This is a genomic window from Kocuria sp. CPCC 205260 (assembly GCF_040981045.1).
Lineage (GTDB): Bacteria > Actinomycetota > Actinomycetes > Actinomycetales > Micrococcaceae > Kocuria > Kocuria palustris.
Genome location: NZ_JAVKPT010000001.1, coordinates 995,239 through 1,014,538 on the forward strand (window position 1 = coordinate 995,239; position 19,300 = coordinate 1,014,538).

A 19,300-nucleotide genomic window follows, 5' to 3' on the forward strand; every position below is an offset into this window, starting at 1 on the left:
CCTCATGAGTGACGACCCCGCCCAGCACCAGCCCGCTCCCGCAAAGCCGCCGAAGGCGCAGATCGACCTGACCGTCGTGCAGCGCCTGGAGCTCTCCCCGTCGATGGTGCGCATCGTGGCCTCGATCGGCGATCCGAGCTCCTTCCGGGACATCGAGCCCCCGGAGAAGTACTGCAAGCTCGTGTTCTTCGATCCCGAGCTGGGCCTGGGAGATCATCCCGACTACTGGAGCCTGCGCGAGACGCTTCCGCGCGAGCACCTTCCCGCGACCCGGCACATGACGCTGCGCCACGTGGACCTCGAGGCCGGGCAGCTGTGGATCGACGTCGCGCTGCACGGCGACTCCGGCTGGGCCGGGCCGTGGGCGGCCGGAGCGCAGCCCGGCGACACGATCGTCGCTGTGGGTCCCGGCGGCAAGTGGATCCCCGACCCACAGGCCTCCTGGAGCCTCATGCTCGGCGACGAGGCCGCGATCCCCGCGGTGCTCGCCAACGTCGAGGCCATGCCGGAGGACGCCCGCGGAGAGATCCTGCTCGAGGTCCAGGACGCCGATCACCACCTGGACATCCAGGTGCCCTCGGGCTGGAGCCTGCGGTGGATCCACCGCGCCGAGGCCCCCGCCGGCTTCCCCGCCCTGGTCGAGGCCGCGCGCACGGCGCAGTGGCCCGGCACGACGGACGGCATCCAGGTCTTCGCCCACGGCGAGCGCGAGGCCATGAAGGCCCTCCGACCCGTCCTGTTCGAGGAGCACGGCCTGGACCGGGCGCAGGTCTCGCTGTCGGGCTACTGGGCCCGCGGCCGCGACGAGGACGCCTTCCAGGCCGAGAAGAAGACCCCGGTCGGCAAGGTCTGATCCCCTTCCCCTCGCACAGCACGACGCCCGCGCACCTGCTCATGCGAGGGTGCGCGGCCGTCGTCGTCTGCGCAGGCGGGGTCGGTCAGTCAGCGGCGGCGGTTGCGACGCATGCCGATCCGGGCATCCTCCGAGAGCACGAACGGGCGCATCAGCAGCTGGCCCAGGACCAGCCCGGCGGCCATAGACAGGATCGTGGTCATGGCCGTCACCAGCGACACGACGCCGTGGCCCGTGGTCTCGGCCTCGATCGTCACCGCGTACATGCCGCGGAAGACCGATAGCCCGGGCAGCAGGAACGTCATGCCCGGCACCGCGAGCACCAGCGACGGGATGCGGTGCCGCCCGGCGATGTAGGCGCCGATCACGCCCGTCATCGTGGCCCCGAAGACCACCTGCAGGCGCGCGTCGAGTCCGACCCACCCCACCAGGTGATAGGCCAGCAGGCCGCCGAGCCCGGCGACCATGGCGGGCAGCAGGTGCCGCGCCGAGGCCTGCAGGCTGATCGCGATCAGCCCGGCTGCCAGCGTCATGCAGATGATGTTGAAGTAGGGCGCCGCCGGCTCGAACTGCGTCTGGGAGATGTCCAGCCCTCCCTGGCCCATCAGCCCCATGACCGCGATGCCCGTGTAGATCCCCGCGACGATCCCTGCGAAGGCCATGCCCGTGGACAGCGCGCGCCCTGCGGCCGTGACGGGGAAGCCCGAGATCGCGTCGTGCATGGTCGACATGAACCTGGTGGTGGGCATCAGCATGATCAGACCGGCCGCGATCACCTTCGGGGGCGACATCTCGATGCCGATCTGGGAGCCCAGCAGCGCCATGACGGTGATGACGAAGGCCGAGACCACCATGGTGAAGAACTCCGGCACGCGGCGTCGGCCCATCACGGCCCCGATCTTGCCCACCATGCCGGCCGAGAGCATCGAGATCGTGGCGCCCGTGAGGCCGCCGCCGATGCCCAGGGTGATGGCGAATGCCGCAGCCATGGTGGCCAGGGAGACCACCCAGTTGGGGAAGGGCTTGGGCCGGGAGTTGATGGCCTGGAGCCGCCCGCGGGCCTCCTCGCGCGACATCCTCCCCCGGCTGATCTCCGTGACCAGCCGGTGGGTGTCCGCCAGACCGGAGTAGTTGTCCGACGACGAGCGCACCACGCGCATGACGGTGTGGCTCGTGGTGTCGGCGTGGTTGAACACGTCCTCGCGGGTCGCGGAGGCATCGAGGCCGGAGACGTCTGCGACGTAGTTGATCGTGACCGACTGGTTGGTGATGTCGACCTCGATGTTCTCCACGCCGTAGGTCGCGCACACGGCCACGACCGCGTTCTCGACGTCCAGTGCGTCGGCGCCGTAGTGGAACATCGTCTCCGCCAGGCGCAGGGCGAAATTCAGGGTGCGCCGGGCCTCTCGGTCATCCGAGCTCGCGTACCGGCGCAGGCCCGCGAACGGGCTGGCCGTGAGCCGCTCGACCATGGGCATGGCGGCGGTCATCCCCGCGTCGCGCTTCATGATCGACTCGAGCACGCGACGCGAGCGCCGCGGCTGCGGTGCCGTCGCTGCGGAGCTCGACGACGGGTAGGCCGCCGTCTGCATCTGCGTGGTCGGCTGGCTGCCGAGATCCGTCGGCTCGACGGCCGGCAGCATCGAGGTGTCCGGGCGCGAGACCGGGCCCGTGGACTCCTGTGAGGCGCGCCGACGGCTCGTCGTGGCGATCGGGACGGTCTGGGCGGGCGACTGCCGCTGCAGCCGGTCGCGCTCGATGGCCTCGGTCGTGAGCACTGGAAGCGCCTCGACGCGCGGTGCCAGCACATCGCCGAGCTGACCGTCCGCCAGGGCCTGGGCGCGTCGGGCCTGGGCCTCGGTGGGCCGGATCGGCGCCAGGTCGTCGTCGCTGAGCCACTGCTGCAGGCTCAGCTGGGCGTCCGGCCCGAAGGGATCCGCGGGCAGCTGCTCGAGGTCCGTCCATCCCGAGCTCGGATAGGAGCCGGGGCGGACCTCCTGGCCGAAGGGCTGCAGAGCCGACGGCTCGGATGCGTCCGTCAGGCTGGTCAGGGAACCGGTGAGCGTGGCTGGGGGCACCGCGGACTCTCCTCCATGGTGTGTTCCGACATGCATCGTGCCGGATGCCGCCGTGCGGCGTCATCCGGCACGGGCACCCGGGCAGGCCGGGCAGGGGGCCGGTCGTCGGCTCAGTAGAACGCCTCGTTGCGGGAGCGGACCCACAGCCGTCGCATGACCTTCTCGATCACGGTGTTCCACAGGCGGGCGCGGCAGGGGGAGATCTGCTGATCCCACACGCCGGTGTAGTCGATGACGGTCTTGGTGAACGACGTCTTGAACAGCCCCAGCCCGTGGAACGGGTGCTCCTTGTCCTTGACCCGGTCCTTGGGCGGGGTGCCCACGAAGTCGTAGTCGATGATCCCGTGGTCCTTCATGAGATCCGTCAGCGCGGTCCACTGCACCAGGTGCGAATCGCCGTACTGCTTGCGCCGGGGCTTCGACCCGCCGTCCTTGTAGAAGCCGTGCCTCCCGAAGGCCACCACGAAGGCGCCGACGGAGGGCTCGCCGTCCTCGTAGGCGAAGTACAGGCGTCCCTGCCCGGCCTGGTCGAAGTTCGTCCAGAACCGCTGGTAGTACTCGTACGGACGCAGCATGACGCTGGCGTGGCCCTGTCCGATGGTCTGCATCAGCCCGAACATGGCCTGCATGTTCTCCTCCGTGACGGGCACGCGCTCGACGCGCGCCTCCTCCCGGATCGCGCGGCGCACCGCGTTGCGGCCGCGGGAGTGCAGGGCCTTGAAGACCTCGTCCTCGCTGCGGTCGGTGTTCAGCAGCGCGGTCGAGTCGTTGGACTGGATCGGGAAGGAATGCACCAGGCCGGCGTCCTCCAGGGTGGACGTGAGCTCGGGGTCATCCAGCAGCACCGGCTCCATCTTGACCATGAAGACGCCCAGGCGCTTGCGGCGGATCAGCTCCTCCGTAGCCTCGGCGAAGCCAACCAGGTCCTCGCCGGCCTCGACCGACGGGCCCTTGGCCATGTACCAGAGGGTGCCCAGCCCCGGAACGACCTTCTCCAGCACGAGCGTGAACACCGGCTGCGATCCGTCGCGCGGCTCGTGGACCAGGTGCACGGGCCGCCAGCCGTGATCCTTCTTGACGTCGGCGTACGAGGACGCCTGCAGCAGGTCCCCTCCGCGCGGGTTGGACTGCACATGCTCATCCCAGGCGTCGATCTCCTGGGTCGTGGCGAAGCGTGCGGTGAAAGCGCGCACGGTGCTCCTTTCGGGTCATGCCCCGGGACGATCGCTCGGGGGCTGTCTCGGCGAGGACGGGACGGGGGCCGACAGCAGGCCCGCGCCGCCCGGGCTCGCGGACAGGGGTCTCGGTCTCCCACCGTACCGGGTGATCCCTGCTCGGACCCCGGCACCGCCCCTGCGCGTCCTTCAGGCGATGACGACCTCCACACCGGCGCGCTCCAGGGCGCGGGCGAGCCCGGACGGCGGCTCGGCGTCGGTGATCATGACGTCGATCTCGCTCAGATGGGCGTAGCGCGAGAACGTCTCGTGGCCGTGCTTCTCGGCGTCGCAGACCACGACCACCCGGCGGGCGGCCCCTGCGATCGCCGCCTTGACCGCGGCCTCTGGCGCGTGCGGCGTGGAGAATCCGAAGCCCTCCGAGACCCCCGAGCAGCCCAGGATCGCCAGGTCCACCCGGTGGTCGGAGTAGTGCCCGGCGGTGCGGGCTCCGGCGGCCGCCCAGGTGAGCTTGCGCACAGCGCCGCCGACCATGTCGAGCTCGATGTCCGGGTGATCGGCCAGCCGCCCGGCCACGTGCAGCGCGTGGGTCAGCACCTGCAGCGGCTGCTCGGAGTCATCGGACCGCCAGTTCGCGAGCTCATCGGCCACCGCCTCCACCGTGGTGCCCGCGTCCAGGACGACGGTGACCGCGCCCTCATCCTCGAGCAGGCGCACGGCAGCCGCGGCGATGCGCCGCTTGGCCGGTGACTTCGGCGCCTCGCGCCCTGCGATCGCTGCCTCGACGGAGGCCGGCCGGTCGAGGGAGACCGCCCCGCCGTGCACTCGACGCAGCCTGCCCGCGGCCTCGAGCGCGGCCAGATCCCGGCGCACGGTCTCCATGGCCACGTCGAATCGCCGGGACAGGTCGGCGCCGCTGACCCGACGGGATGCGCTGACCAGCTCGGCGATCTCCGCCTGCCGCTCCTGTGCGAACATGTGCCGATTCCTCCTGGGACCCGAGTCCGTGCCTCGCCCCCTCCTCGGTGCGCGGTCCTTTCGCGGCAGCCGAGACAGGGCCGCTGCGACCCGGGGCGTCGCCCCCGAGACTATCGGGAGCCTCCCTGTCCGAAGGTCTATCCTGTCCCCGGCCGGGCCCGGCTTCCGGGCCCCTGCCCCTTCCGCGCACCCCGTCATCGATGACGCACGCACCCATCCCTGCGCCCCTCGTCCGCCCCCCCCTGGAGGCACCGCTTGCTCCTGCGCCTGATCCGCGACTACGCGGGCCGCTACCCCGGCTGGATCCTGGGAACGGTCGTCCTGCAGCTGGCCGCGACCCTGACGATCCTCCTGCTGCCCGCGCTCAACGCGCGCATCATCGACGGCGGGGTGGCCCAGGGCCGCACAGGGGTGATCGTCTCCACGGGTCTGGTCATGCTCGGTGTGACGCTGCTGCAGGCAGTGACTGCCGTGGCGGCCGTGTACTGCGGCGCGCGCGTGGCCATGGGCACCGGACGCGACCTGCGCCACGCCGTCCAGCGCCGGGTCGCCCGCTTCTCCGGGCGCGAGATGGACCGCTTCGGCACACCGTCGCTGATCACGCGCGGGACGAACGACGTCCAGCAGATCCAGATGCTGACCCTGATGGGCCTGACCATGATGATCACCGCGCCGCTGATGAGCATCGGCGGCCTGGCCATGGCCCTGCGCACGGACCCCGGCCTGTCCTGGCTGGTCTGGGTCGCGATCCCGCTGCTCGTGGTGCTGCTGCTGCTGATCATGCGCAGGCTCATGCCCCTGTTCCGCTCCATGCAGGGCCGGATCGACGACATCAACGGCGTGCTGCGCGAGCAGGTGGTCGGCATGCGCGTGGTGCGGGCCTTCGTGCGCGAGGACCACGAGCGCCAGCGCTTCGCCGGTGTGAACGACGAGCTCTCCGGGATCTCCCTGCGCATCGGGCAGCTGTTCGTGCTGATGTTCCCCCTGATCATGATGATCCTGCACCTGGCCACCGCCGCGGTGCTGTGGTTCGGCGGCCACCGCGTGGATGAGGGGCTGCTCGAGGTCGGGCAGATGACCGCGTTCACGCAGTACCTGCTGCAGATCCTCATGGCCCTGATGATGGGAGTGTTCATGATGATGATGGTCCCCCGGGCCATGGTCAGCGCCGAGCGCATCGGAGAGGTCCTGCGCACGGAGACGAGCCTCCACGAACCGCTGCAGCCGCAGGCCCCGCAGCGCCTCGAGGGCCTCGTCGAGTTCCGGGACGTCTCCTACTCCTACCCCGGCGCGGAGGCCCCGGTGCTGGAGGGCATCAGCTTCACGGCCCGCCCGGGCACCACCACCGCGATCATCGGCTCCACCGGCGCCGGGAAGACCACGCTGCTGCACCTCATCCCGCGCCTGGACGACCCCACGCACGGGCAGGTCCTGCTCGACGGGGCGGAGACCTCGCGCCTGGCCCGCAGCGAGATCGTGCGCCGCGTGGCGCTCGTGCCGCAGAAGCCCTACCTGTTCTCCGGGACGATCGCCTCCAACCTGCGCTTCGGGCGCCCCGAGGCCACCGACGAGCAGCTGTGGGAGGCCCTGGAGACCGCGCAGGCCGCCGATTTCGTGCGCCGGATGCCCGAGCAGCTCGAGACGAACGTGTCCCAGGGCGGAACGACCGTCTCGGGCGGGCAGCGCCAGCGCCTGTCCATCGCACGGGCGCTGATCGCGGATCCCGTGGTCCACCTGTTCGACGACTCGTTCTCGGCCCTGGACGTCACCACGGATGCCGCGCTGCGGGCGGCGCTGCGTCCCGTGACCCGCGACGTCACCCAGATCGTGGTCGCCCAGCGCGTGGCCACCGTGCTCGATGCCGATCAGATCCTCGTGCTCGACGACGGCCGGATCACCGCCCGCGGCACCCACGCCGAGCTGCTCGAGTCCTCGGCCACCTACCGGGAGATCGTGGACTCCCAGCTCAGTCCCGAGGATCCCTCGGCCGACACGGAAGCGGAGGCCGCCCGTTGAGCCCCAGCACCTCCTCTGCACATCGCCGCGGCCGTGCCGAAGCCGCGGCCGGGGATGAGGCCCTGAAGGACGATTCCCTGATCTCCCCCGAGATCGACCTGGACGACGCTCCCGCTGACGACGGCTGGGGCGGCGGAGCTCCCGCGCGCAAGCCGCGCAGCTTCTGGCCCTCGGTGCACCGGCTCGGCGGCCTCATGATGGACTTCAAGGCGGGGCTGGCCGTGGTGCTGGTGTTCATCACGGGATCCGTCCTGCTCTCTGTGCTGGCGCCCATGCTGCTCGGCCAGGCCACGAACGTCGTCTTCGCCGGTGTGCTGTCCCGGGACCTCCCGCAGGATGCCACGCAGCAGGAGGTCGTCGACGGCCTGCGCGCCGACGGGCGCGACTCCCTGGCCGACGTCTTCTCGACCATGACGCTGGACCCAGGCTCCGGAGTGGACTTCGGTCGGCTGGGCCAGCTGATCATGCTCGTGCTGGTCATGTACCTGGTGGCCTCGGTCCTGCAGTGGGCCCAGGGCCGGATCCTCAACACGATCTCCGTGCGGATCATCCGGGACCTGCGCGCCCAGGTCGAGGACAAGCTGCACCGGATCCCGCTGAGCTACTTCGACACCCGCCGCCGCGGGGATGTGATGTCGCGGGTGACCAACGACGTCGACAACGTCCAGACGGCGCTGCAGCAGACCTTCTCGTCACTGCTCGAAAACATCATGCGGGTGCTCGGCATCCTGATCATGATGTTCGTGCTGTCCTGGCAGCTGGCGCTCGTGGCGCTGATCGCGCTGCCGCTGTCCGCCGCCGCGGCCGGGATCGTAGGCTCTCGTGCCCAGAAGCACTTCGGGAAGCAGTGGGCGGCCACCGGAGCCCTCAACGGCCAGATCGAGGAGGACTTCACCGGCCACCAGCTCGTGACCGTCTTCGGGCGCGAGGACGACATGGCCCGGGACTTCGATCGCCGCAACGACGACCTCTACCGCTCGGCCCTCTCCGCCCAGTTCGTCTCCGGGACGATCATGCCGATCATGCAGTTCGTCTCCTGGCTGTCCTACGTGGGCATCGCCGTGGTCGGCGGGATGCGCGTGGTGTCGGGGTCCATGACGCTGGGTGCGGCCACGGCCTTCATCCAGTACTCGCGCGAGTTCAACCAGCCCCTGTCCCAGGTCGCCTCGATGGCCACCCAGATCCAGTCGGGCGTGGCCTCGGCCGAGCGCGTCTTCGAACTGCTGGACGCCCCGGAGCAGGAGCCCGAGTCCGCTCCGGCGCAGATGCCCGAGCGCATCGAGGGCCGCGTGCAGTTCGAGCACGTGGACTTCTCCTACCAGCCCGACGAGCCGCTGATCGAGGACCTCTCCTTCACCGCCGAGCCGGGGCGAACCGTCGCGATCGTGGGCCCCACCGGCGCGGGCAAGACCACACTGGTCAACCTGGTGATGCGCTTCTACGAGATCGACTCCGGGCGCATCACCCTGGACGGCACCGACCTCCGGGAGATGACCCGTGCGCAGCTGCGCTCGCAGGTGGGCATGGTGCTGCAGGACGCGTGGCTGTTCACCGGGACCATCCGCGAGAACATCCGCTACGGGCGCCTCGAGGCCACCGACGAGGAGGTCGAGGAGGCGGCCCGCGCCACCTCGGTGGACCGGTTCGTGCGCTCCCTGCCCGACGGCTACGAGACCGTGCTGGACAACGACGGCGGCAGCATCTCCGCCGGCGAGCGCCAGCTGATCACGATCGCGCGCGCCTTCCTGGCAGCACCGGCCCTGCTGATCCTGGACGAGGCGACCTCGTCGGTGGACACCCGCACGGAGCTCGCGGTGCAGAAGGCCATGGCCGCGCTGCGCCGGGGCCGCACATCGTTCGTGATCGCCCACCGCCTCTCCACGATCCGCGACGCGGACACGATCCTGGTGATGAGCGGCGGCCGGATCATCGAGCAGGGCTCCCACGACGAGCTGATGGCCCGCCCCGGGGCCTATCGGGCGCTCTACGAGAGCCAGTTCAGCGAGGAGCCTCCCGAGGAGCCCGAGGCCCTCACCGGCTCGCTCGATCAGCTGTGATCGCGGCCGCTGCGGGGGCTCGGCTCAGATGCGATTGTGGGCGAGTTCACATGTAGCATGGCGCACATCATCAGCCGCGGGTCGGGATGCCACCAGCCCTGACCTGCGGCTGCGCCACGCACCAGCAGGAGCCCTCCCGTGGAAGCACAGGAAACATCGCAGACAGGTCCCCCGGGCCGTCGGGCCGTTCTGAAGGGACTGGGCGCGGTCGTCGCGCTCGGGTCGTTCGGGACCGCGGCCTACGGCTCGATCACCTCGCGCACCTCCGGAACCGATCTGCGCTCGAACCTCACGATCATCGCCCCGGCCGCGGCCGGCGGAGGATGGGACACCATCGCCCGTGAGATGCAGATGGTCCAGCGCGAGAACCAGATCATCAACAACACCCAGGTGGTCAATCAGCCCGGTGCCGGCGGCACGATCGCGCTGAGCAACCTCATCAACATGGAGGGCGACCCGCAGACCCTGATGGTCGGCGGCACCGGCCAGCTCGCGGCGACCATCCAGTACGAGACGGAGGCGACCCTCGACGACGTCACCCCTCTGGCCGTCGTGGTCGAGGAGTACGGCGTGATCGTCGTGCCCGGAGACTCCCCCTACGAGAGCCTCGACGACCTCGTGAAGGCGTGGAAGGACGACCCCGGGGCCCTCCCATGGACCGGCGGCGGCTCGTTCGACGAGCTCGTGATCACCGATCTGGCGCTGAAGGCCGGGGTGGACCTGGCGAACTTCCAGTTCGTGTCCTCCGACGGCGGCGGCGAGGCCATCCAGGCGCTGCTCAACGGCACCGCCAAGGCGGCCACGGGCGGCTACCCGGACAACGTGGATCAGATCGAGGCCGGGAACCTGCGCGCGCTGGCGCTGGTGGCCCCCGAGCCGGTCGAGGGCATCGACATTCCCACCGCCGTCGACCAGGGATACGACGTCTCGCTGACCAATTGGCGCCTGCTCGCAGCCCCTCCGGGAATCACGGATGAGGAGAAGGCCGAGCTGGAGGACGTGATCCTCGAGACCATCGACGCCCCCGAATGGGCCGAGGCCGTGGAGCGCTACCACTGGTCCGAGAACCGGATCTTCGGCGACGAGCTGACCGACTTCCTGGAGACCGAGCGCGAGCGCATCTCCGGCCTGTACGAGGAGATGGGCTCATGAGCACCTCAGCATCCGCCGCCGAGGCCCCCTGGGCCGACGGCTCCGACGAGCCCCGCGACCCCGCAGCGCCTTCGACCTCCTCCGCCGAGCCCGAGGTGCGCACCACGCTGATCCGCGATCTGCTCACTCCGCTGATCCTGCTCGCGTTCGCGACCTATCTGACGGTGAACCTGTTCCTGATCGAGGTCACGGACTCCACCGACTTCCCGGGCCCCCGGTTCTTCCCCGCGATCATCGCCGGGCTGATCTACGCGCTGACGGCCCTGGAGCTGCTGAGCATCGCCCGGAACCGCTCCCGTCGCGGCCCCGCGGCCGCCGAGTCGGCCGCGCCGTTCGACTGGCCCGCACTGGTCTGGACCGTCGGCGGGTTCATCCTGTTCATCCTCACCCTGCGGCTGCTCGGCTGGGTCCTGGCCGCGGCGCTGCTCTTCTGGTTCGTGGCCCGCGGGTTCGGCAACCGCAGCCCGCTGACCTCGCTCGCGGTGGGCCTGACGGTCAGCTCGCTGGCCTACATCGGCTTCGACATGGGGCTGGGCCTGAACCTGCCCTCCGGCATCCTGGGGGGTGCGTTCTGATGGAATCCCTGTCCCTTCTGGCCGACGGCTTCGCCGGAGCCCTGACGCTGAGCAACCTCTTCTGGGTCGTCGCCGGGTGCCTTCTGGGCACCGCTGTGGGCGTCATCCCCGGGCTCGGCTCCTCCATGGCCGTGGCGCTGCTGCTGCCCGTGACCTTCGCCCTCGAGCCCACCGCCGCGTTCATCATGTTCTCGGGCGTCTACTTCGGCGGCCTGTTCGGCGACTCCACCATGGGCATCCTCATGAACACGCCGGGGCAGGGATCGGCGATCGCCTCCACGTTCGAGGGCCATCGCATGGCCAAGGACGGCAGAGCGCCCCAGGCCCTGGCCACGGCCGCGATCGGCGCGTTCGTCGGCGGCTTCACGGCCTCGGTCCTGCTGGTGTTCGTCGCGCCCTGGCTGGCCAGGTTCTCCTCCAGCTTCGGACCGGCCGAGTACTTCGCCCTGGCCCTGTTCGCCTTCATGGCCACGTCCTCCGTCGTCACCGACTCGGCGGTCAAGGGCCTGCTGTCGCTGCTGCTCGGCCTGGGCATCGCGGTGATCGGCATCGACTCCGTCACCGGCATCCCTCGCTTCACCGCCGATTCGCAGAACCTCTTCGACGGCATCTCGCTGGTCACTGTCACCGTGGCCGTGCTGGCTCTCGGCGAGGTCTTCCACTACGCCACCGTCACCCGGCACACCCCGCAGGGGACCATGGTCGCCTCCAAGGGCCGTCCGTGGCTGTCGGGCAAGGAGTTCCGGGAGGCGGCCCCGGCCTGGGGCCGCGGCACCGCCATCGGCCTGCCCTTCGGCGTGATCCCCGCCGGCGGCGCCGAGATCCCCACCTTCCTGGCCTATGGCACCGAGCGATCGCTGGATCGACGCCGCAAGGACCCCCAGTTCGGCAAGGGTGCCATCCGCGGCCTGGCCGCACCCGAGGCGGCCGGCAACTCGACCACCGGCATGGCCATGGGCGCTCTGCTGGCCCTGGGCCTGCCGGTCTCCGCCACCGCGGCCATCATGCTGGCGGCCTTCCGGCAGTACGGCCTGCAGCCCGGCCCGCTGCTGTTCGAGCGCTCCTCGGACCTGGTGTGGGCGCTGCTGGCCAGCTTCTTCGTGGCCATGGTGGTCCTGCTGATCATCAACCTGCCGTTCGCACAGGTCTGGGCCAAGCTGCTGCTGATCCCCGCCCCGTATCTCTACGGCGGGATCATGGTCTTCTGCGCGCTGGGCATCTACGCGTCGTCGAGCGCCCTGTTCGACCTGGGCCTGCTGCTTGTGCTCGGACTGATCGCGTTTGTCATGCGGCTCAACGACTTCCCCATGGCGCCGCTGATCATCGGCATGGTCCTCGGGCCGCTGGCCGAGACCTCCCTGCGGGATGCGCTGGTGTCCTCCGCCGGTGATCCCTCCGTGCTGATCGACGGCCCCATCACCTGGGTGCTCTACGGGCTGCTCGCCGTGATCCTGCTCCTGTCCATCCGCGCCAAGGTGGTCAGCCGCACCCGCAAGGACGTCTGAGCCGGGTCGAGCCGCGAAGGCCCCCCTCGGTGCGCAGTGCCCATCGAGGAGGGCCTTCGTCGTGCCCGGGCCAGGTGCTCGGCGGTCCCGCGGCGGATCCCGGTGGGAATGTCCTGTGCATTCGAGCCGATGCGACGAGTGCGGTTCCTCCCCTCGGCGTGCGCGGATACGTTGGGGAGGAAGGCATCGCATCAGTCATCGCATGAGCGCCTCCGGCGACCCGGAGCGCGCCGGGAGGAGATGAAGTGACCAATTTCGCCGTCGTCGAGCGCCGTCACCTGGCAGCCCTGCTGCGCCGCGTGGGGCCGGATGCCCCCACCCTGTGCGAGGGCTGGGTCACCCGCGATCTCGCGGTCCACCTGATCGAGCGCGACTCCCGCCCTGATCTCATCGCGGGCACCGTCCTGCCCAAGATCCCCGTGCTGAGCAAGCGGGCGCAGGAGGCCGACGCCCAGCTGCGCGGCCAGGACTGGGCCGAGCTGGTGTCCAAGGTCGAGAAGCCTGCCCTCTACTCCCCGGCCCGACTGGGCCCGCTGGACAAGCGCATGAACACCGCCGAGTTCTTCGTCCACCACGAGGACGTGCGCCGCGCGCAGGAGACCTGGCACCGCCGTCAGCTGCTGCAGGAGGAGGAGCGGGACCTCTGGGCCGCCCTCAAGCTCATGGGCAAGGCTCTGCTGCGTCCCGAGCAGGATTCCGTCCTGCTGGTGGCCAACGGCTACGGCTCCGTGACCGGGGGCAAGGCCAAGACCTCGACGGTGCGCATCGTGCGCGGCACCCCGTCCGAGCTGCTGCTGTGGGCCTTCGGCCGCCGCGAGCAGGCGGAGGTCGCGATCACCGACGAGTGATCCCGCCTCGATCCCCAGCGGCCCCCGACCGGATGGTCGGGGGCCGCTTCCGTGCTGTGCGGCACCTCAGCGCCGGAACGCCGCCCCGGGGTGGGTGCTCGGCAGGTGATCGGCGCCGGTGAGCCTCCCGCGCAGAGTCGAGCCGGGCCGGGCGCCCTCGGGCAGGTGCCCGCGGCGGCGCAGCTCGGGGCTCACGTGCTCGGCGAAGGCCGTCATATCGACGTCGCGCAGGCCGTAGTCGATGTTGAAGCCGTCCACGCCGGCCTCGACCATCCAGCGCTCGAGCTCCTCAGCGACCGTGGCGCCTGAGCCGATCACGACGGGGCCGCGAGCGCCCAGGCACATGTGCGCAGCCACTTCCCCCACCGTCCAGTCCCGGTCAGGGTCCAGCTCCAGGAAGGACTGCAGCGCTGAGCGGTTGCCCTCGATGGCGCCGTCGCCCGTCAGCTGCGCGACTGCCCGCGCCAAGGGGGTCTGCGGGTCGAACGGCGCCAGGTCGAGCCCGGTCCAGCCCGCGAACAGCGCCAGGGCAGCCTGCCGGTCGGCGAACTGGGCGTAGGAAGCCGCGCGCTCGGCCGCCTCCGCGTCGGTGCTGTCGGCGATCACCGTGATCGACATCAGCATGTGCGCAGCATCCGCCCCGCGGCCCTCCCGCTCCAACCCGGCTCGCGCGGCGTCCGTGAGCCGACGGACGGATGCTGTCGAGGTCCCGGAGAAGAACATGGCCTCGGCATGCCGGGCGGCGAAGGCCATCCCGCGCGGCGAGGAGCCCGCCTGGAAGAGGTACGGGGTGCGCTGCGGGCCCGGCGCCACGAGCGCGGGTCCGGGGACGCTGAAGTGCTCGCCCTCATGACCCGCCCCGTGGACGAGGTCCGGGTCGAGATAGATCCCGGACTCGGCGTCGGCGCGCAGCGCCCCCGGTTCGAACGTGCCCTCCCACAGCGCGCAGACCACGTCCATGAACTCATCGGCCCTGTCGTAGCGGGCGTCATGGGGCAGCTGGCCTCCGGCGCCGAGGTTGCGCATGGCGGATTCCTGATAGCCGGTCACGATGTTCCAGCCGATGCGCCCGTCCGTGAGGTGGTCCAGGCTCGCGAAGCGGCGCGCCAGCAGATACGGCTGCTCGTAGCTCACCGAGGCCGTCACGCCGAAGCCGAGGCTGGTGGTGGCTGCGGCGAGCGCGCTGACGGCCGTCAGGGGATCCAGCGCCGGGTACTGCATCCCGGAGCGGATGGCGGTGCGCCCGGAGCCGTCGAAGACGTCGTAGACCCCGGCGGCATCGGCCAGGAACAGGACGTCGAAGCCGGCGCGCTCGAGCATCTGCGCGTGGGCGGTCCAGAACCTCAGGTCCCGGTACTGCTCCGGCTGAGCGCGAGGATGGCGCCACAGCCCCGTGCTCTGGTGGGTGGGGACCATCATGTCCAGCGCTGCCAGGATCATGAGCCACATGCTGGCACAAGCGGAGCCCCCTGTCGGAATCGAACCGACGACCTGCTGTTTACAAGGCAGCTGCTCTGCCGACTGAGCTAAGGAGGCGCGTCCTCTGCTGAAGGACCCTGCCATCCTAGCGGGGAGCACCCGGATGACACGACGGCGCCCGTCGAGCCCTGGGCTCGACGGGCGCCGTGGTCGCGCGCTCCGAGGGGGAATCAGCCTTCGGTGGGCTCCGCCGAGGCGGTCGAGGAGCCCGACGCGGAGGCGGACGGCGACTCCGTGGCCCCGCCCGAGGCGGAGTCCGAGGCCTCGCCGCCGGCCTCGTTCGGGTCCTTGCCCTCGGCGGCGGCCTTGACGGCCTCGGAGAGGCTCGAGCCCTGCTCCCAGACCACGCCGTCGACCATGACGGTGGGGGTGCCGTTCACGCCGTCGGCCTGGGCCGTGGCGGAGGTGTAGTCGACCATCGGGCGCCAGTCCTGATCGTCCATGGCCTGCTCGATGTCGGCGCCGTGCTTGGAGGCGATCTCGACGATCTCGTCGTCGTCGAGTCCGCCGGTGCCCTGGTGCGTGAACATCTCCTCCTGGAAGGCGAGCGCCTCGTCGGTGCCCACCTGGTTCGCGACCTCGTAGAAGGCGGCCGCGGAGCGGGAGGAGTAGTACGTGGCGCTGTCCAGGTAATTCACCGTGCGGTACTCGACGGTGGCCTCGCCCGCGTCCACGAGCTTCGCGAGGTCCTCGGCGTGGGTCTCCTCGAACTCCGCGCAGTGCACGCAGTCGAAGTCCTGCCAGATCACGATCTGCACGGGCTCATCGGAATCGGCGGCCGTTCCCGGCTCGACGATGCCCTCGGCCTCCGGGGTCTCCGGCGGGGTCTCGGGCGGGTCGCCGGCGTCATCGGCGGAGACCTCATCCGTATCGGAGGAGTCCTTCGTGATGCCGTCGGCGGTCATCTCGATCCCGCCCCACTGGTTGGCGCTGGCGGGAACGGGCCCGGAATCGGGGATGCGCTGGGAGCGCACCTGCCAGAACACCAGCGCTGCGATGACCAGGACCGCGACCACGAGCAGCGCGATGCCGCCCTGGAGGAGGCGCTTCTGCCGCTGGTCGGCCTGGGCGTGCTTCTCGGCGATCCCGCGAGCCTGAGCCCTGAAATCGTCCTTGTCGTGGGTGGAGGCCATGGATCCTCTTCTGCGTGAAGGTCGGGGGTGACGGTGCCCGGGGGCGTATCGCGGGCTCGAGTGGTCTCACGCGCCAGGATAGCGGTGACCGCGTCCGCCTCCGCGATCAGGGACCGTCCAGCCGACGTGCAGATGCCCCGGGTCCGGGCCAGGCGCGGCGACCTAGACTGGAGCCAGCAGATCACCCGATGGAGGAGAGTGCACCGTGAGCCAGTCCGCATCCGCGAGCACCGATCAGACATCCACTGGGGACGGGCAGGGCCGGGACTTCGTCGTCGTCGCCAACCGCCTGCCGGTGGACCGCGCCGTCGACGAGAACGGCAGCAGCTCCTGGCACCGATCCCCTGGCGGGCTGGTCTCCGCGCTCGCCCCGGTCATGGCCAGCAACGACGGCGCCTGGGTCGGCTGGGCCGGCAGCCCGGACGAGCAGCTCGAGCCCTTCGACCACGACGTCTTCCACCTGGTCCCGGTCGAGCTCTCCGCCCGGGAGGTCGAGCGCTACTACGAGGGCTTCTCCAACGGCACCCTGTGGCCGCTGTACCACGACGTCATCGCCCCGCCGAGCTACCACCGCACCTGGTGGAACGCGTACAAGGACGTGAACCGGCGCTTCGCCGAGGCCGCCGCAACGGCTGCCTCCGAGGGCGCGACCGTGTGGGTGCAGGACTACCAGCTGCAGCTCGTGCCCAGGATGCTGCGGCAGATGCGTCCCGATCTGACCATCGGGTTCTTCGATCACATCCCGTTCCCGCCGGTCGAGATCTTCGCCCAGCTGCCCTGGCGGCGCTCGGTGCTCGAGGGCCTCACCGGTGCGGATCTGGTCGGCTTCCAGCGCCCCGGCGACGCCCAGAACTTCCAGAACTGCGTCCGCCGGTTCCTGGGAGTCTCTTTCCGCCGCGGCGAGGCCGAGATCACCGCGCAGACCACCTCCACCGCCTTCGACTTCACGGGCGAGGACGCCGCGGACGATCCGTCGTGGACCCTGAAGGCCGGTCCGTACCCGATCTCGATCGACGTCGACGGCATCAAGGAGATGGCCGCCCGGAAGGAGACGAAGGAGCGCGCGCGGCAGATCCGCCGCGAGCTCGGCGATCCCGAGACGGTGTTCCTGGGCGTAGACCGCCTGGACTACACCAAGGGCATCCGCCATCGGATCAAGGCCTACGGCGAGCTGCTGGCAGACGGCGATCTCGATGTCGATCACGACATCCTCGTCCAGGTCGCCTCCCCGTCGCGCGAGCGCGTGGAGTCCTACAAGGTGCTGCGCGAGCAGGTCGAGGGCATGGTCGGGCATCTCAACGGCCAGTACGACACCATGGGCCACACCGCGATCCGCTACCTCCACCACGGCTATCCGTTCGAGGAGATGGTCGCGCTCTACCTGGCCACCGACGTCATGCTCGTGACCTCCCTGCGCGATGGGATGAACCTGGTGGCCAAGGAGTTCGTGGCGGCCAAGGCCGACGGCAGCGGACGGCTCGTGCTCTCCGAGTTCACGGGGGCCGCGGATCAGCTCAAGCAGGCGATCCTGGTCAACCCGCACGACATCGACGACCTCAAGCTGCTCATGCTCGCGGCCAAGGCCATGCCGGACGACGAGGCCCGCAAGCGCATGCGCGCCATGCGCCGGCAGGTGCTGACCCACGACGTCGACGCCTGGCAGGAGGCGTTCCTCAACGACCTCGCCGCCCTCCGCCGCCGCAACGGCGATGCCCAGGAGTCCTGAGCCCATGTCCTCTCCCGACGACGCCCTGTCTCCTGAGCTGCTCGAGGCCCTGCGGCGTCTGGCGAAGGCGCCCGTCCTGCTGGCCGCCTTCGACTTCGACGGCACCCTGGCCCCCTTCACCGTGGACCCGCAGGACTCCCGGGCGCTGCCCGAGTCCCAGGAGGCGCTCGACCGGCTGGCGGCCATGGAGCGCACTCACGTGGGCATCATCTCCGGGCGGGACCTCGGCTTCCTGCGCTCCGTCGTGGACAAGGACCGCACCAAGCTGCTCAGCGGGTCCCACGGGGCCGAGCTGGACCTGCATCCGCTCGGGCCCGACGCCGGCGACACGGCCATCCGCCTGTCCGGGGAGCAGCTCGTGGCGCTCGATCGCGCCGTCGACGCCGTGCGCGAGGTCGTGGACAGGTATCCCGGGGCCAAGGCCGAGCTCAAGCCGGCAGGGGTCTGCCTGCACACCCGTCCCATGGAGGACCAGTCCCTGTCGGATCAGGCGCTGGCCGAGATGCTCGGGCGCTTCGAGGCCCTGGACGGGCTGCGCATCACCCCGGGCCAGCAGGTCATGGAGTGCTCGGTGCTCTCGGCGACCAAGGGCGAGGGCGTCGAGGCGCTGATCCGGGCCACCGGCGCGGATGCGGCGCTGTTCGTGGGCGACGACGTCACCGACGAGGACGGCATGCGAGCGCTGCGACCCCAGGACGTCGGCCTGAAGGTCGGCGACAAGGAGACGGTCGCGCCGTTCCGCGTGGCCTCCCCCGAGGCCCTGGGGCGGCTGCTGACGCAGTTCGCGCAGCTGCGGGCGGACGCCCTGGGCTGAGCGGATCCGGGATCTGCTCAGCCCTTGACGGCCCCGCCGGTGAGTCCGGCCACGATGTAGCGCTGCAGGAAGAGGAACAGCAGCACGACTGGCAGCGCCGAGAGCACGGCTCCTGCTGTGAAGACTCCCCAGTCCGCCCCGAACTCGACCGAGACGAACTGGTAGAGGCCCACCGCGAGCGTGTATTGACGAGGATCCTGCAGGACGATCTGCGCCAGCAGGAAGTCGGAGAACGACGCGATGAAGGAGAGCATGCCGACGACCACGATGATCGGCGTCACGAGCGGCAGGATCATCCGCCAGTAGATCTGGGCATGGCTCGCCCCATCCAGCGTCGCGGCTTCGTCGAGGTCCCGCGGGATGGTGTTGAAGAACCCGAACATCAGGAACGTGTTCGCTCCCAGAGCCCCGCCCAGGTACACAGCGATCAGACCGAATCGGGAGTTCAGTCCCAGGACCGGATAGACCTCGGAGATCGCGAACAGGAGCAGGAAGATCGCCACGAAGGCCAGCAGCTGGGGGAACATCTGGATGATCAGCAGTGCCATGAGCCCCTGGCGTCTGCCCCGGAAGCGGAACCGGGAGAACGCATAGGCCGCCGCCGCCCCCATGAGCACCGTGCCGATCGCTGTGATCGTGGAGACCATCATGGAATTGAGGAACCAGCGCGGGAACGGATTCTGCGGATCGGAGAACAGCTGCCTGTAGTTCGCATCGGTGACGGTGGCGAACAGCTGATTCGAGCCCACCAGCGACCCCGAAGCCGACAGCGAGGCCGACAGGGCGTAGACGAGCGGGAACAGCGCGAACACGCACATGGCCACGGCGGCGAGATGGCGCCACCAGGCATTCGAGCGTGCACGGGCGCTGCGACGACGACGAGGGGTGCGAGATCCTGCGGTGCTGGCCAT

Annotated in this window: 15 protein-coding genes and 1 tRNA gene; 9 read left to right on the forward strand and 7 right to left on the reverse strand. The window is 70.2% G+C overall.

Translation table 11 applies throughout. The features are described from left to right. Positions 1 to 4: 4 nt before the first annotated feature. Positions 5 to 853, forward strand: a complete 849-nt coding sequence (locus RF645_RS04515; protein WP_058871512.1) for a siderophore-interacting protein — start codon at positions 5 to 7, stop codon at positions 851 to 853. Between the two features lie 89 nt (positions 854 to 942). Here RF645_RS04515 and RF645_RS04520 read toward each other — a convergent pair whose 3' ends face one another. From RF645_RS04520 to RF645_RS04530, 3 genes are all read right to left on the reverse strand, one after another. Beyond that, positions 943 to 2,931 carry a threonine/serine exporter ThrE family protein gene (locus RF645_RS04520; protein WP_235586762.1) on the reverse strand — a complete coding sequence of 663 codons (1,989 nt, stop codon included), beginning with the start codon at positions 2,929 to 2,931 and terminating at the stop codon, positions 943 to 945. Between the two features lie 110 nt (positions 2,932 to 3,041). Beyond that, on the reverse strand, positions 3,042 to 4,124 hold the full coding sequence (locus tag RF645_RS04525) for a peptidoglycan bridge formation glycyltransferase FemA/FemB family protein (RefSeq protein ID WP_058871447.1): 1,083 nt from the start codon (positions 4,122 to 4,124) through the stop codon (positions 3,042 to 3,044). Between the two features lie 171 nt (positions 4,125 to 4,295). Continuing rightward, on the reverse strand, positions 4,296 to 5,084 hold the full coding sequence (locus tag RF645_RS04530; RefSeq protein ID WP_368818658.1) for a DeoR/GlpR family DNA-binding transcription regulator: 789 nt from the start codon (positions 5,082 to 5,084) through the stop codon (positions 4,296 to 4,298). 255 nt (positions 5,085 to 5,339) lie between these two features. Between RF645_RS04530 and RF645_RS04535 the strand changes: the two genes are divergently transcribed. The 6 genes from RF645_RS04535 (at position 5,340) to RF645_RS04560 (ending at position 13,237) form a co-directional block, all read left to right on the forward strand. Beyond that, positions 5,340 to 7,100, forward strand: coding sequence for an ABC transporter ATP-binding protein (locus tag RF645_RS04535; protein WP_058871449.1), 1,761 nt, complete (start codon positions 5,340 to 5,342; stop codon positions 7,098 to 7,100). Between the two features lie 80 nt (positions 7,101 to 7,180). After that, a complete protein-coding gene (locus tag RF645_RS04540; protein WP_235586768.1) occupies positions 7,181 to 9,157 on the forward strand; it encodes an ABC transporter ATP-binding protein in 1,977 nt (658 codons plus the stop codon). Between the two features lie 138 nt (positions 9,158 to 9,295). Continuing rightward, entirely contained in the window at positions 9,296 to 10,309 is a 1,014-nt protein-coding gene (locus tag RF645_RS04545; protein WP_058871451.1) for a tripartite tricarboxylate transporter substrate binding protein, read from the forward strand. Continuing rightward, the gene (locus RF645_RS04550; protein WP_058871452.1) at positions 10,306 to 10,884 is read left to right on the forward strand and encodes a tripartite tricarboxylate transporter TctB family protein; all 579 of its coding nucleotides are present in this window, start codon (positions 10,306 to 10,308) and stop codon (positions 10,882 to 10,884) included. The genes RF645_RS04545 and RF645_RS04550 overlap by 4 nt, the downstream gene beginning before the upstream one ends. Continuing rightward, positions 10,884 to 12,389 (forward strand): tripartite tricarboxylate transporter permease, encoded by a 1,506-nt coding sequence (locus RF645_RS04555; RefSeq protein WP_058871453.1) that lies wholly within the window; start codon positions 10,884 to 10,886, stop codon positions 12,387 to 12,389. Before RF645_RS04550 ends, RF645_RS04555 begins: the two co-directional genes overlap by 1 nt. Positions 12,390 to 12,634: 245 nt before the next feature. Next, the gene (locus tag RF645_RS04560) at positions 12,635 to 13,237 is read left to right on the forward strand and encodes a TIGR03085 family metal-binding protein (protein WP_058871454.1); all 603 of its coding nucleotides are present in this window, start codon (positions 12,635 to 12,637) and stop codon (positions 13,235 to 13,237) included. A 66-nt stretch (positions 13,238 to 13,303) separates the two neighbouring features. Here the strand turns inward: RF645_RS04560 and RF645_RS04565 are convergent, their stop codons facing one another. The 3 genes from RF645_RS04565 to RF645_RS04575 form a co-directional block, all read right to left on the reverse strand. Continuing rightward, positions 13,304 to 14,677 (reverse strand): NtaA/DmoA family FMN-dependent monooxygenase, encoded by a 1,374-nt coding sequence (locus tag RF645_RS04565; protein WP_368818659.1) that lies wholly within the window; start codon positions 14,675 to 14,677, stop codon positions 13,304 to 13,306. A gap of 23 nt (positions 14,678 to 14,700) precedes the next feature. Further along, positions 14,701 to 14,773 (reverse strand) — tRNA-Thr (locus RF645_RS04570). A 113-nt stretch (positions 14,774 to 14,886) separates the two neighbouring features. Then, complete coding sequence (locus RF645_RS04575; RefSeq protein ID WP_058871456.1) at positions 14,887 to 15,849, reverse strand: thioredoxin domain-containing protein; 963 nt, start codon at positions 15,847 to 15,849, stop codon at positions 14,887 to 14,889. 205 nt (positions 15,850 to 16,054) lie between these two features. Between RF645_RS04575 and RF645_RS04580 the strand changes: the two genes are divergently transcribed. Further along, on the forward strand, positions 16,055 to 17,575 hold the full coding sequence (locus RF645_RS04580; RefSeq protein ID WP_058871457.1) for a trehalose-6-phosphate synthase: 1,521 nt from the start codon (positions 16,055 to 16,057) through the stop codon (positions 17,573 to 17,575). A 4-nt stretch (positions 17,576 to 17,579) separates the two neighbouring features. Then, positions 17,580 to 18,389: a trehalose-phosphatase gene (gene otsB, locus RF645_RS04585; RefSeq protein WP_024289107.1), complete on the forward strand. Its 810-nt coding sequence runs from the start codon at positions 17,580 to 17,582 to the stop codon at positions 18,387 to 18,389. 17 nt (positions 18,390 to 18,406) lie between these two features. Here the strand turns inward: otsB and RF645_RS04590 are convergent, their stop codons facing one another. Then, on the reverse strand, positions 18,407 to 19,300 hold the full coding sequence (locus RF645_RS04590; protein WP_006215601.1) for a sugar ABC transporter permease: 894 nt from the start codon (positions 19,298 to 19,300) through the stop codon (positions 18,407 to 18,409).

What these genes read in the sequence shown, in the direction of transcription:
- RF645_RS04515 (WP_058871512.1), top strand. Translation starts at nt 5, where the DNA reads ATGAGTGACGACCCCGCCCAGCACCAGCCCGCTCCCGCAAAGCCGCCG.
- RF645_RS04530 (WP_368818658.1), bottom strand. Translation starts at nt 5,084, where the DNA reads ATGTTCGCACAGGAGCGGCAGGCGGAGATCGCCGAGCTGGTCAGCGCA.
- RF645_RS04565 (WP_368818659.1), bottom strand. Translation starts at nt 14,677, where the DNA reads ATGATCCTGGCAGCGCTGGACATGATGGTCCCCACCCACCAGAGCACG.
- otsB (WP_024289107.1), top strand. Translation starts at nt 17,580, where the DNA reads ATGTCCTCTCCCGACGACGCCCTGTCTCCTGAGCTGCTCGAGGCCCTG.
- RF645_RS04550 (WP_058871452.1), top strand. Translation starts at nt 10,306, where the DNA reads ATGAGCACCTCAGCATCCGCCGCCGAGGCCCCCTGGGCCGACGGCTCC.
- RF645_RS04555 (WP_058871453.1), top strand. Translation starts at nt 10,884, where the DNA reads ATGGAATCCCTGTCCCTTCTGGCCGACGGCTTCGCCGGAGCCCTGACG.
- RF645_RS04575 (WP_058871456.1), bottom strand. Translation starts at nt 15,849, where the DNA reads ATGGCCTCCACCCACGACAAGGACGATTTCAGGGCTCAGGCTCGCGGG.
- RF645_RS04590 (WP_006215601.1), bottom strand. Translation starts at nt 19,300, where the DNA reads ATGGCCAGCACCGCAGGATCTCGCACCCCTCGTCGTCGTCGCAGCGCC.